The following is a 13,094-nucleotide window of genomic DNA, read 5'->3' on the forward strand; positions in this document are numbered from 1 at the left end:
ATTCTTAAAAGGCCAGCATCCCGGAGATTACCGTTACTGCCCTTCCGCCAACTGTAATCCGGATATTCTCCCCATCGGAGCTGACGCCCGCTTCAAGCAGTCCCGGCCTGCCGGCTGCATGCCCCTGGCCTATGACCAGCTTGTGGCTTCTTCCACGTTCAAGAATACGCTCGAGCATTAAATATCCAACGAGGGCGCCATTCGCGGAGCCTGTGACAGGATCTTCCCTGATGCCCGCAGCAGGAGCAAAATCCCTTGTGTAGACGTCATATTCCATGCCCTTAGCATCAAAAGTAAACAAATGCGTCGTGCTGATCCCCAGCCGGCGGTTATGCTCCTCCACCAGATCGAACTGTGGTGCTGCCTGATCGATTGCTTCCCTGGTCTTCAAGGGGACAAGCAGATGCCAGTTCCCTGTATACCCCAGCCTGACAGGATAACGCTCGTCAATGTCGGCAGAAGATACGCCGATCATCCTGCACAGATCATCCAGGACATATTCTATTTCTTTTAGTTTCGGTGATATTTGAGTCATTTCTGCAGAAAGGAGCTTTCCTCCGTCTGTTTGAAAAGTAACCGGCACGATGCCAATGTTGGTCTCAAAACGGATTTCCCTGCTGTGCTTGAGCCAATCTGATTCGGACGCCATGATCCAGGCGGCGCTCAAGGTCGCATGGCCGCAGAAATCGATCTCGCAGGAAGGCGTAAAATAGCGGACCCTGAAATCGGCATTTTCGCTGCCGGAAGGAGATAGAAAAGCAGTTTCAGACAGATTGAATTCACGAGCTGCCAGCTGCATCTCTTCTTCCTCCAGGATTGCGGCTTCCGGAACCACACCGGCAGGATTGCCGCCAAATGCCTGATCAGTAAAGGCATCGACCTGATAAAATTTGATATTTTTCAACAAAAACTCCTCCTTCTTTTCCTATTTTCAAGAAAATTCTTGCAAAAAGATAGGGATTCCGGCCTTTCTTCCCGAATAGGATAGAGATGCCGGCAAATCTATTATACAGAATCACTGCCGAATCTAGTGAAAACAGAGAAGAAGGGGGAAAACTAGAATGCTGTCTTTTTCCAAACCGGATGTTGAATATTTTTTCCAGACCTTTGGGATCCAGACATTTGCTGTAAGCCCGGATGAATCGCAGCTGGTGTTCAGCACAAACCTGAACGGGAAATACAATCTATGGGCGATGGATCTGCCAAACCAGTTTCCTTATCCATTAAGCTTCCAGAACCAAAGCTGCCAGGAGATAGAATATGATAAGGAAGGGCGCTTCCTGCTTGCTGTCATCGACTCGGACGGCGACGAAAACGGCCAGGTCTATGCTCTGCCGAGGAATGGCGGCGAATTAAAGCCTATCCGCACACACGAAAATGCCCGGCATATGGGACTGATCGCCTCTAAGGATGGAAAGACACTTTATTATACGTCCAGCAAGGAAGATGCCACCTTTTTGAAGGCGTACGCCTATAATATGGAGACGGGAGAAGAAAAGGTCCTGCTTCACGGCCGGGATGCGGCCACCTTCCTGACAGCCAAAAGCCCTGATGAGAAGCGCTTTGTCTTTGGCAGGATGTTCGCGAATACATACTCTCTTGCCTATGCCTGGGATGGCGAGAAGGAGGTTCTGCTGACGCCTGAGGCAGAGCCGCAGCATACAGTCACTGATGCTGTTTTTACTTCGGAAAACGATATCTATCTTGTAACCAACTATAAAGAGGACTTATCCTATTTAGCTAAATTCAATCTGGAAACAAACGAATTCACAAAAATCCTTTCACTCGACGGGGAAGACTTTTCAGGGCTGAAATATGATAAAAAGGGCCACACCCTGTATATCAGCAGCCAAAAAGGAGCAGAGGACCACCTCTACCGCTATGGGCTTGAGGAAGGCAAGGCGGAGCAGCTGGAGCTCCCTGCGAGCACCATCGACGGGCTGTCAGTGGCAGAGTCCGGAAACCTTTATCTGCTAGGCAGGTCTGCAGTCACTCCTCCTAATCTTTATAAATATGAAAAGGGCGAATGGACACAGCTGACCAATAATCGTGTGCCTGGCGTCAGTGAAGAGGAAATGGCAGAACCTGAAATCCTGCACTATCCATCGTACGACGGACTTGAGATCGAGGCGCTCTTCTTCAGGGCCAAGGAGGAAAACAGCAACGGACATGTCATCCTCTGGCCGCACGGCGGGCCTCAGGCAGCAGAAAGGGCTTCTTTCCGCTCTCTGTTCCAGTTCCTTGTCCACAGGGGCTACAGCATCTTTGCACCGAATTTCAGGGGCTCCTCGGGCTACGGGCTCTCTTATATGAAAATGGTCGAAGGCGACTGGGGCTATGGCCCGCGCCTGGATAATGTTGAAGGGCTTGAATGGCTCATCAAGAACGGCTATGCAGAGCGGGAGAAGCTCCTGCTGATGGGAGGAAGCTACGGCGGTTATATGGCCCTGCTCCTGCACGGCAGGCATCCTGAGTATTTTAAAGCTGTTGTGGATATCTTCGGTCCGAGCGACCTGTTCAGCTTCATCGAATCGGTTCCTGAGCACTGGAAGCCTGTCATGAACCAATGGGTCGGCGATCCGGTCAAAGACAAGGAAAAGCTGATCGAGTACTCGCCGATCACCTATCTTGATACAATGACAAAGCCGATGCTCGTCATCCAGGGAGCTAAAGACCCGCGTGTTGTCAAAGCGGAATCCGACAAGATCGTAGCTGCGCTTCAGGAGAAGGGGAGGGAAGTTGAATACATGGTCCTCGACGACGAAGGCCACGGCTTTTCGAAAAAAGACAATGAAATTAAAGTCTACCGCAAAGTTCTGGAGTTCTTTGACGGTTTTATTCAATAAGGCTTTGCCGGAAAGTACACACTGTGTGTGCGCTTTCCGGCTTTTTTGCTGCCGCCAACCCAAAAGAAAACAGGCAAGCCCACGGCCTGCCTGTCCTCACGCTTCAAAGCGTTCAAGCTCTTCACTCTCTTCAAAGTTCCGGAAGAATTCCTGGATAATCTCCTTGTCCGAATGAGGTATTTTCTCGCCTTTTACAATCTGGGCTCCATTGATGCAGCCGCTTGTGAGAAGAATTAAATCATCTTCATCGCTGACAGATAATGCTGCAAGGACGCCGTCCCTCCGAGTCGGCTCCTGCAGGATATTCCCGGCATGGGGCTTGGAAAAGCCTTTCATCACGTGGCCGACCACTTCCCAGGGGTCGAGGAAGCCGGGATGGTCGACCGATACGATTACCTGGTCTGCCTGGTTCTCAACAGCCTTTGCCATTTGCGGCATTTTTTCCTTATCCCTGATCCCGATTCCTGTAATCATCACAATAAGTCGCTTATGCGGCAGCTTTTTCGCTTCCTTCAGCAGACTTTTGAGGGCGACCGGCGTATGTGCGTAGTCAATGATAATCTTCCTCCGGCCGAATTCCTTCAGCACTTCAAAGCGCCCTGACGGATTCTCTACGCGCGGGAGAGCCTCAATGATCTGTCCGATCGTAAAGCCAAGGTGCATGGCCGTACAGATGGCTGATAGGAGGTTTGCCACATTATAGCTGCCAAACACAGGCGTCCGAACAATATAAGAGTCATTCCCAAGCTTCAATTCAAAGCTTGTTCCATCATTTGTCACTCTGATGTTGGAAGCTTTTACATCGGCAGCAGAATCCTTTTTCAGGCTGTAGGTGAGAAGGCTGCCCTGGAAGTCCTTGATGATGTCAGCGCCCATCCCTTCGTCATCAAGGTTTACGACGGCCCGCTTCGCCTGGCGGAACAGCTTCAGCTTTGCCTGCTTATAATTCTCAAAGGTTTTATGGAATTCAAGATGCTCTGGCGACAGATTCGTATGAATAGCCACATCAAAGTTAATGCCGGCGGTCCGCTGCTGCTCAATGGCAACGGAAGAGACCTCCATGGCGGCGAGCTGGTCTCCGCGCTTGGCGAAATCAGCAAAAATGGCATGCAGGTCGCTCGCCTCAGGAGTAGTCGGTGTGGACTGGACAAAGCTGACCGGGCCCTTGGACGAGAGCACCCCGTTGGTGCCAATCGAACCGGAGGGGATGCCGAGTGCCGTCATCAGTGATTTCACAAAGGCCGCAACAGTCGTTTTGCCGTTAGTGCCGGTAATGCCGACAGTATGTATTTTTTCATGGATCCTTCCATGGAATATAATCGATAATTGGGCAAGGAAAGCCCGTGCATCTTCCGTTTGAAGAAAGGTAAGCTGCGGGAAGTTTTCGCTGAATTCCTCTAGAATGGCAGCATTCTCGCCTGCAAGGACAGCTGCGCCCTTTGCAATGGCTTCTTCCAGGAATGTATGGCCGTCATGATTTTCGCCGCCCATGCAGACAAAGACCGATTGAGGGCCTGCATTGCGGGAATCATATGTGATGCTATTTATTTTTTGGCTGGGGCTGCCCCATCTCTGCCTGATGTTCAGCTGACCATATTGCTCAAAGTAGATGTCCATAGTGCTGGTATTTAAACCCCCTGTATTAAAAGCCTGAATTGGCACATTTTTCGACAATGCGCCATATACCTATACCCATACTAAAAGTATTTACACATTCAATTGAAAAAATGTACCTTATGAATGTGCTCCGGTAATTCAGGATATTAGAGGCAGAAAAAAAGGCGAAGATTAAATCTCCGCCCCTGACATTATGCTTTCTCTTCAAACAGCTTTGCGATTTCTATGATGACATTCGCTGCTTTTTCCATATTATCAACTGAAATATATTCATATTTCCCGTGGTAGTTTTCGCCGCCTGTGAAAATATTGGGCGTCGGAAGCCCCATATAGGAAAGCTGGGAGCCGTCCGTGCCGCCCCTGATCGGAAGGATTTGCGGCTCGATATCAAGCTTTTTCATTGCCTCTCCGGCAATGTCGACAATCTCGATGACAGGCTCGATTTTCTCTTTCATGTTATAGTACTGGTCCTTAAGCTCAAGCTGGATGCGCTCTTTTCCGTATTTCTCCTGCAATGTGGCAACGGCTTTTTCAAGCAGGTCTTTTTTATGTTCAAATTCCGTACGGTCAAAATCACGGATAATATAGCTCATCTCTGTCTTTTCCACGTCCCCTTTGAATGAGCCGAGGTGGAAGAAGCCTTCATAGCCTTCAGTCAGTTCAGGTGCCTGTTCCTGCGGCAGGCTGTTTTGCAGCTCCATCGCAATTTTGATGCTATTGACCATTTTTCCTTTGGCAGAGCCAGGGTGGATATTGGTGCCGTTAACGGTGATCTTGGCTCCCGCTGCACTGAAGCTTTCATACTGAAGTTCACCGAGCGGCCCTCCGTCCATTGTGTATGCATAGGTGGCATTGAAGGCTTCCACATCAAATTTGTGCGGGCCTCTGCCGATTTCCTCATCTGGTGTAAAAGCGACCCTTATCGCTCCATGCTTGATTTCCGGGTGCTTGATGAGGTATTCCATCGCCGTCATGATCTCAGCGATTCCTGCCTTATTGTCAGCCCCGAGAAGGGTAGTGCCATCAGTCGTAATCAGTGTATGGCCCTTATACTGCTCTAGGCTTGGGAAATCTTTCGGCGAAAGCGTAATATGTAAAGATTCGTTCAGGACAATATCCCTGCCATCATAATTTTCAGTAATCTGCGGGTTGACGTTTTTGCCGGTAAAATCGGTTGCTGTATCCACATGGGCAAGGAAGCCGATGACAGGAACCTGCTTTTCTGTATTGGAAGGGAGAGTGGCCATGACATAGCCGTTGTCGTCCATTGCTGCATCCCCCATGCCAATGGCTTTGAGCTCGTCTACAAGCTTCTTGCCAAGGTCCAGCTGTCCAGGGGTGGAAGGGCAGGTGGTGCTGTTATCGTCTGACTGTGTGTCCATTTTTGCATACGAAACCAGGCGTTCAATCAGGTCTTTTTTCATCAGAATCACTCCAAGCTTTTTTTCTTTCATCATATCATTTTTGTTTCGGGAAGCGAATAAAAAAAGGCACAAAAGCAGAACTTTTGTGCCGGGGTTGTAGACGAAGGAAACGGTGAAGCTTCCTAAGATTGTTTTGTTTGATTATGGGGCTGTTGATTTGCGTTCCAGGCACTTCGCTTTCCGCGGGGCGACGCTGAGCCTCCTCAGAGCAAGCTCTTGCGGGGTCTCAGCATTGCCGCTGCGATCCCGCAGGACGTTGAATCCTCTTCCTCGATATTTCTTCGCACGAGAAAAATGCGCATGCATTTTATGAGGAGTCTGCGTGCCTTGCACTCCAATCAACAGGGCTCCTATAAATAGCTGGGCAAGTTTGCCTCAATAATGGGGCTGTTGATTTGCGTTCCAGGCACTTCGCTTTCCGCGGGGCGACGCTGAGCCTCCTCAGAGCAAGCTCTTGCGGGGTCTCAGCATTGCCGCTGCGATCCCGCAGGACGTTGAATCCTCTTCCTCGATATTTCTTCGCACGAGAAAAATGCGCATGCATTTTATGAGGAGTCTACGTGCCTTGCACTCCAATCAACAGGGCTCCTAAAATTAGTTGGGCAGGTTTGCATCAATAATTAGGCTGTTCATTTTATGAAAATGCGACTAATGCCGTATGGTCTCAGCCCGTTCTGTAATTAATTTTACCGCTGAAAGAATTCAATCCATTCCCTGTCAGGCCCGTAAAAGAAGAAATACTTGTAGCCATTCGGTAGGATGGTGATCTCCTGATCTATTAGTTCAGCCCCCAGCTCTTTGAGCCGGGTGAATTCTCCTTCTACATCATCGGTGCTGACCGCAAAATGATGGACCGTCCCTTCTTCAGGGAGCTGGTCATTATAGCCATGAATCAGCTCCAGCTCAGTCTCTTCATTCCCGCTGAAGCCAAGGAATGCAAGCTTAATGACACCGTTTGAATGGGGAACCTCAGCCTTCAGCTCCATGCCGACAGTGTTGGTATAAAACTCTATTGATTTCTCTATATTTTTAACTATTACTCCTACATGGTCGATTCTTTTTCCTGCCATGAAAACATCTCCTCACTATTATTTTGCAATCATTTCCCAGGAAACCTAGCCTTTTAGTACCTGCTGTATCACCCGGTTTGTCAGGTTAGGGACAATCTCAAGTGAATATTTCATTTCCATGCGCTCCAGTTTCTTGTGTGCATCTAGCCCGTATGGCCCTATATTGATGACAGGCACATTCAGTTCGCGGATATCACTGTATTCCACATAATGCTTTGTGCCCCATCCAGGGTTATTGTCAGATACAGCACTGATACCAGCTTCATCATCGCTGAGTGCGATAAAGCTCATGTCAGATATATAAGGGAAAAAGTTCTTGGCGATGATTGGGTGAGGATAGGAAGGCTGGATTTCTTCCACCGCCTGATCCAAAGCTTCAATAAGCCTTCTTTCATCCTCCGTCTGTCCGGAAAGCTCAATTCTCGGCGAGTATAAAGAAGAGTAGAAAAGAATCATCGCCGGGCTCTTATCCTTCATCCACTTCCATGCTTCTTCCACGACTCGAGCTGCATACATTCTTGTATCCAAAGTGTTATCAAGGAGCAATTCTTCTTTGAAGCCGTCCATATGGTCAGTATAGGCTTGCCCATGCTCATCCACCAGCATCCTGTGCATCTCCTCATATGTGTAGACACGCGGCTGCCAGGGCAGCTCGGCATATGGTTCTCCGCTCATTTCGGCAAATTGCCGGTTCCGCTGTTCAAAGGAAGAGAGGGCGCTATTGAAGGCGATATAGGCTTGCTCCTTCAGCTTCTCCAATACTTCCTTTGGTGACCATGAATGAATGAAGAAATTATAGTAGACATAAGCACTCAGTGCCGTCTGGACTGTATAGGAAGGCTTGAGGTCGGTCTGCTTTAGAGATACCGGGGGAACTGTTGTTTCCCCAAGCGCTTCATTGCTCAGTTCCGGATTATAGCTGATCTGCCTTGTCAGTTCAGCAGCAAGGAAATTCGGATCCAGACCTTCAAAGCAGGAGCCAACATGTGTTTCAGCGCCTGTTATGAAGAAGGAGGGGAGGAGCTTCCCAACCGTTCCTTTGTAGATATACCGGTTTGTATCTCCCTCAAATCGGGGGGAGACAAAGTCAGCATTGATGGCTGCAGCATAATGGAACTTATGCTCATCCTTCCATTTCTTCAAGGTCTTCAAAGCAGACAGGACTCCATGTGAACCGTCCTCTTCATCACATTCTGCAAGGAAGACGAGATTTCCTTCTAATTCTTCCGGATGCTCAGAATAGTACTTTAAAAGATAGAGATGGCTTGCAAGCCCGCTCTTCATATCAAGCACACCTCTGCCAAACATCCAGTCGCCGGATTCAAGCTGTTCCTTTGCTCCGGAAGGGAGTTCTTCATTCCTGAACAGGTCTGCAAGCTGATCCGGGTCGCATGCTGCATCACGGAGCTGATTGAAATCATCAATTCCGACAGTATCCAAATGTCCCATCAGAATGACTGTGCGGCTGTTTTTTCTTTTAGTTCCTTTCACAGAAGCCAGTACATTATACCGTTCCAATTCATCATCTATCGTCTGCTCTATAACGAGCTGTCCACTGTTCTCCGCAAAATAGGGGAACGAGGATAAGAGTGTATATAAAGAATGGGCAATCACCTTCTCGCCATTTGTATTTACTATGCTTTCGATATTGACCAGCTGTTTCGTAAAGGCCAAAGTTTCTTCGCGGCAATTAAGCATCTTCATCAAGCTCTCCTTTTATCTAGTAAACTGTTAATGTATTAAAATTATCCTATTTTTGGAACGGTCGTCAAGGGGACTGTTTTTTAACTGTTTAAAGTTCCTGGAAGGGGAGGAGACCAATAGATTTTCAAGAAGAAAAAGGAATAAAATGGATTGCAAACAAATTAGTTTACTTGTTTGCGTATATGTTTACAAATGAAAACGATAATGTAAACTTGCAAACAAATTGTATACTTAATGTTTATAAAAATGTTTACAAGTTTACAGATATGTTTAGATACTGATATGACAAGGATTTTTGAAAATAAGATAAAGTTTGCGTAATGTTTACAATCTATCATTTATATTACTTTATATGAAACTCATTGAATATTTGCCAAATATTAATTAAGCTTAAGATAATTGCTTGTACGATAAGCAAGGTACAATGTGAAAGGAATGGTAGATTTGAAAAACCCGAGAATAGCAGCAGTAGACGTAGGCAATGATTCGCTTAAAGCCTTATTCGGAAAATTGGATTATGAACTAAATATACCGAATGTCATTGCGAGGGATGTTGCGGACAGACCGGTAATCGGCATAGAAGAATTAGACAGCAAAGAACCATTGGACGGGATTCATGTTAAAGTTCATTCCCCAGCATTAAAAGACAATAATGCAATCTATCGTGTAGGAACACTGGCGACTAAAAGCGACAATGCTTCCGAGCTCGATCCCGGCAGCAGTAAATCCGAGGAAGACCAGACGCTTGTCATGCTTTTCGTTTCACTTGCCCTTGATGCGGTAAGGGAAGAAAACGCTGGTTTGTTCCCGAAAAATAACAATATTATCGATACTAATTACATCCTGGGCACAGGGCTCCCTCTCCGTGAAGTGAAGGAAGGGAAAGATGCGGGCTACCGTTCAAAGCTGCTTGGATCAGTGCATCAGGTAGAATTCCTGGTCACTCCTAAATACCAGGGCATCAAAGTCAATCTGAAATTCAGCGATGTTAAGGTTTATCCGGAAGGCTTCGCGGCATTCATCAATCTTGTGATGGATAACGACCTGAACATCATCAATAAAGAACTGATCGACAAGCGCATCCTAATCCAGGATATCGGGGGCCTCTCCACTGATATCGCTGTGATCAAAAACCGTACGGTTGATGATGACAAGGCACAGGGCTTTAACCTGGGCGTATCGGAATCACTGGAAATGATCCGTGAGGAAATCAGATCCAAGCATGGTGTTGAGCTGGACAGCCGCCGCGATGTGGTGGAGATCATCACCAAGAAAAATGACCGCAACCATATCATGGTCAAAGGAAGCAGGACAAGCGTCCATGACATCACTGACCGCATTCTGTTCGACCTGGCCAAAAAGCAATACCGCCTGCTCCGCAATGTCTGGCAGAAAAATTCGCAGACAGAGATCTGCTACTTCGTCGGCGGAGGATCTGCTGTACTGAAGGAATATATCAAATCACTGAACAACAACCTTGATGGATATAATATCGACTTCTTTGAGGATGAAAAAGAGAGCATCTGGATGATGGCAAACGCGTATTACAAGCTCGTTGCCGACCATTTGAAGAGAACATCCAAGCCGGACAAGCAGGATGAGAAGAAGCCAGTAAAAGCATAAAATAAGGTGGTAACATGACAAAATCTTCATCCAAGGGGATCGAAAGAGGCCAGACGATTGCGTTTCGTGTACCTTCTGATACCCCGGAATACTTAGTTAAACAGCTGCAAAAGCTTAAAGAGGCTGAAAAAAGGAATTTTTCCAGCAGGATTGCCGACTATGTCATGCAGGGTGTCAGCCAATCAGTCAAACAGGAACAGGAAACCGTTACGATTCCGCTGCCGAAGGCGCTCAGCAAGATGCAGCGCGACTGGCTAAAGCACGAGCACTCAGAAGCGCTTCTCGGCAGTATCATCTACCAGCTGATCACAGATCCGGTGCGGTCTGCTGCGCTGCTTGCCAGCTTGAACAGCAAATCGACCGATATTGACGAAGCCCTTTATCTGCAGGAGCGGAAGGAAAGTGAAGAGAAGCCGGTCTACCAGGCGGATGTCCCTCCTCCCTCCCCTTCTGTGCAGGAAGAAGAGGAAGAAATACCTGCGTTCACAGATGGTGCTGATGATGATCTGGATGATATTGATTGGTCAAGTGTACAAATAGACCGTTCGGCTGAAAACGAGGACCAGGAAGAAGAAAGCATGGAAGACCTTCTTGGCGATTTTCTTGCTCATATGAATAAATAGGATGAAGAAAGAGACAGGCGCACTAACTGGCCTGTCTCTTTTTTCCTATAGGACGCTGGTAATGAGAGCAAAAGTTGCCCTTATCTAATCAACTAACTCCCCTACCCAATCGTTTAAATCTTCTTTGCTCATTTCTCCTTTGTACACTCTGGCAATGGAGGCTGTCAGCAGGATTATAGGTCTCGTTTCTTTGCAGCATCAGGCAAAATAGCATTTACGTGCGTTAATAGAACCCTAATACGGGTAAATTACCTATAAATACCTAAAAGGCGCAAGGAGGCCATAGAATGACATACGATTGCATCATCATCGGCGGAGGGATTGCGGGCCTGCAGGCTGCGATTCAATTGGGAAGGTATAAACACAAGGTGCTGGTTGTGGACTCAAACCATGGACGGTCGACCATCTGCAAAAGCTATCATAATATCCTTGGGTATCCTGATGGGGTTAGCGGCCAGGAGCTCAGGGACATCGGGCGGTCTCATGCAGAAAAGCTTGGAGTGGAATTTAAGCTGGGAAAAGCAGAGAAGGCGGAGAAAGAGGGAAGCGGGTTTAAAATTACCCTTGAGGACGGCGGACAGCTGGAGTCCAAAAGGCTGCTGTTATCAACGGGGGTAATGGACAGGATCCCGGAATTCCCGAACCTTTATCCAACGCTCGGCGTCAGTGTGTATGTATGTCCAGACTGCGACGGCTATGAGGTGAAAGATAAAAGGACGATTGTAATCGGCTCTGGCAATCCTGGGGCCAATATGGCTGTAACGCTTTCCTACTGGACAGACGAATTAGTTTTTATCAATCATGAGAAAAAGGAAGTCAGCCCGGAGCTGATGGGGAAATTGCGCGAACTGAATATTGAATATATGGAAGAACCAATCGCGGAAGCCATAGCTGACGGGGCGAACATCCAGGGATTTCTGCTTGAAAATGGCCGGAAGGTTATGGGGGAGCGGGGCTTCACAGCTTTTGGAGGAAATGAAGTCAAGTCAGACCTGGCAAAGCAGCTTGGAGTGGAAAGGCTTGAAAACAAGCATATAAACGTAAATCCTCGTTCCAAGATGACCAATGTCAAGAACGTATGGGCGGCGGGAGATGTGGTTGCCCATTCAGAACAAGTGACCATTGCGATGGGAGACGGATCCCAGGCGGCGATTTGGATCCATAAGTCCATTCTGGCGGAAGAAAAGTAAATAATGAATAAAGACCCCTGCTATGCAAAAGGCGGGGGTCTCTTTATGATTGTGTGTTCATTATAATGAACAGCCCGGCCGCCACTGTGCTTCCTGGGTGGACACTATACATACAATGCCAGCTTCATGCATAGATTGTATAATCACGTCTATTTTTGCATCCGGTATACCCGGTATCCCAGTCGCTCGGCATAGATGGCCAGCAGCTTTTGGTGCTCAATCAGTATATGCTCGTATTTCGGATTGACAAGGTGAGGGTTGGCGATTTCAGGCTGCTGATCCCACGGCGAGCTGATGATTTCAGTATAAATGGAGTTGGCCGCTACCGTCCTTGGGGACCGGAAACCTTCTGATGTATAAGTCTGCAGCCATTCTCCCTCTGTCAGCAGGCGCTTGATGCTGTATACACTCTGTATTTGGTTTTTCTCCTGAGGATTCAATGGCTCCTCAGCCGTCATTTCGAGGTCAAGGAATATACCGCCTGGCTTAAGGACCCGTTTAATTTCTTTCAAAGATTTTTCAATGCTGGTAAAAATAATGACAGATTCGGCGATAATATAGTCAAAGCTATTATCAGCAAAAGATAGATTCTCGATATTTTCCCTAAGGGCATTGACTGCCAGGCCTTCCTGGGCAAATCTTTTCTTTGCCTGGCCAATCATCAGTGGATGGCGGTCGATCGCTGTTACCTGGCATTTGAAGGATTTGGCTATAAAGGCAGCTGTCTGCCCTGTGCCGCAGCCTGCATCAAGCACCTTTTCCTTGCCTGAGAGCTGTTCCATTCCCAAAACTTTTTTCGTCAAAGCCAAACCGCCCGGGTGAGCGCCGCCCATTCCGAAAAAAGCAAGGGCATCCTGATATGATGGCTTCATGTTTCCGGTATCCCTCCTGTTCCGTTCTGCCTGTGCCATACAGTATATGGATAAAAAGGGTGCAAAGTCACAAAAATAATGGTAAGATAATGTTTCATTACAGAGTTAATGGGGTAAAGGATTTG

General features: G+C 47.6%; 10 protein-coding genes. 4 read left to right on the forward strand and 6 right to left on the reverse strand.

Translation table 11 applies throughout. From position 1 onward, the window contains the following. Nucleotides 1-4: 4 nt before the first annotated feature. Nucleotides 5-904 carry a PhzF family phenazine biosynthesis protein gene (locus Q9R36_RS12990; protein ID WP_311225277.1) on the reverse strand — a complete coding sequence of 300 codons (900 nt, stop codon included), beginning with the start codon at nt 902-904 and terminating at the stop codon, nt 5-7. A gap of 157 nt (nt 905-1,061) precedes the next feature. Between Q9R36_RS12990 and Q9R36_RS12995 the strand changes: the two genes are divergently transcribed. Then, on the forward strand, nt 1,062-2,846 hold the full coding sequence (locus Q9R36_RS12995; protein ID WP_311225278.1) for a S9 family peptidase: 1,785 nt from the start codon (nt 1,062-1,064) through the stop codon (nt 2,844-2,846). 96 nt (nt 2,847-2,942) lie between these two features. Here Q9R36_RS12995 and Q9R36_RS13000 read toward each other — a convergent pair whose 3' ends face one another. The 4 genes from Q9R36_RS13000 to Q9R36_RS13015 all read right to left on the reverse strand — a co-directional run bounded on the left by Q9R36_RS13000 (nt 2,943) and on the right by Q9R36_RS13015 (nt 8,655). Then, nucleotides 2,943-4,463: a UDP-N-acetylmuramoyl-L-alanyl-D-glutamate--2,6-diaminopimelate ligase gene (locus Q9R36_RS13000; protein WP_311225279.1), complete on the reverse strand. Its 1,521-nt coding sequence runs from the start codon at nt 4,461-4,463 to the stop codon at nt 2,943-2,945. 191 nt (nt 4,464-4,654) lie between these two features. Next, on the reverse strand, nt 4,655-5,887 hold the full coding sequence (gene pepT / locus Q9R36_RS13005) for a peptidase T (RefSeq protein WP_311225280.1): 1,233 nt from the start codon (nt 5,885-5,887) through the stop codon (nt 4,655-4,657). Between the two features lie 686 nt (nt 5,888-6,573). Next, complete coding sequence (locus tag Q9R36_RS13010) at nt 6,574-6,957, reverse strand: VOC family protein (RefSeq protein ID WP_311225281.1); 384 nt, start codon at nt 6,955-6,957, stop codon at nt 6,574-6,576. A gap of 45 nt (nt 6,958-7,002) precedes the next feature. Next, nucleotides 7,003-8,655 (reverse strand): M20/M25/M40 family metallo-hydrolase, encoded by a 1,653-nt coding sequence (locus Q9R36_RS13015; protein ID WP_311225401.1) that lies wholly within the window; start codon nt 8,653-8,655, stop codon nt 7,003-7,005. Nucleotides 8,656-9,105: 450 nt separating this feature from the next. Here Q9R36_RS13015 and Q9R36_RS13020 point away from each other — a divergent pair, with 450 nt between their 5' ends. From Q9R36_RS13020 to Q9R36_RS13030, 3 genes are all read left to right on the forward strand, one after another. Continuing rightward, complete coding sequence (locus Q9R36_RS13020; protein WP_311225282.1) at nt 9,106-10,284, forward strand: ParM/StbA family protein; 1,179 nt, start codon at nt 9,106-9,108, stop codon at nt 10,282-10,284. Nucleotides 10,285-10,298: 14 nt separating this feature from the next. Continuing rightward, entirely contained in the window at nt 10,299-10,907 is a 609-nt protein-coding gene (locus Q9R36_RS13025) for a hypothetical protein (protein WP_311225283.1), read from the forward strand. 287 nt (nt 10,908-11,194) lie between these two features. Further along, nucleotides 11,195-12,097 (forward strand): NAD(P)/FAD-dependent oxidoreductase, encoded by a 903-nt coding sequence (locus Q9R36_RS13030; RefSeq protein WP_311225284.1) that lies wholly within the window; start codon nt 11,195-11,197, stop codon nt 12,095-12,097. A 149-nt stretch (nt 12,098-12,246) separates the two neighbouring features. On the opposite strand, the gene Q9R36_RS13035 is transcribed toward Q9R36_RS13030, so the two are convergent. Further along, entirely contained in the window at nt 12,247-12,969 is a 723-nt protein-coding gene (locus tag Q9R36_RS13035) for a class I SAM-dependent methyltransferase (protein ID WP_311225285.1), read from the reverse strand. Between the last annotated feature and the right edge of the window lie 125 nt (nt 12,970-13,094).

The organism is Bacillus sp. AG4(2022), from assembly GCF_031844465.1.
In the GTDB taxonomy this organism is placed as follows: Bacteria; Bacillota; Bacilli; order Bacillales; family Cytobacillaceae; genus Bacillus_AB; species Bacillus_AB infantis.

Bases quoted from the DNA above. Each gene is read 5' to 3' on its own strand.
- pepT (WP_311225280.1), bottom strand. From the start codon at position 5,887: ATGAAAAAAGACCTGATTGAACGCCTGGTTTCGTATGCAAAAATGGAC.
- Q9R36_RS13015 (WP_311225401.1), bottom strand. From the start codon at position 8,655: ATGCTTAATTGCCGCGAAGAAACTTTGGCCTTTACGAAACAGCTGGTC.
- Q9R36_RS13035 (WP_311225285.1), bottom strand. From the start codon at position 12,969: ATGAAGCCATCATATCAGGATGCCCTTGCTTTTTTCGGAATGGGCGGC.
- Q9R36_RS13000 (WP_311225279.1), bottom strand. From the start codon at position 4,463: ATGGACATCTACTTTGAGCAATATGGTCAGCTGAACATCAGGCAGAGA.
- Q9R36_RS12995 (WP_311225278.1), top strand. From the start codon at position 1,062: ATGCTGTCTTTTTCCAAACCGGATGTTGAATATTTTTTCCAGACCTTT.
- Q9R36_RS13030 (WP_311225284.1), top strand. From the start codon at position 11,195: ATGACATACGATTGCATCATCATCGGCGGAGGGATTGCGGGCCTGCAG.
- Q9R36_RS13025 (WP_311225283.1), top strand. From the start codon at position 10,299: ATGACAAAATCTTCATCCAAGGGGATCGAAAGAGGCCAGACGATTGCG.
- Q9R36_RS13010 (WP_311225281.1), bottom strand. From the start codon at position 6,957: ATGGCAGGAAAAAGAATCGACCATGTAGGAGTAATAGTTAAAAATATA.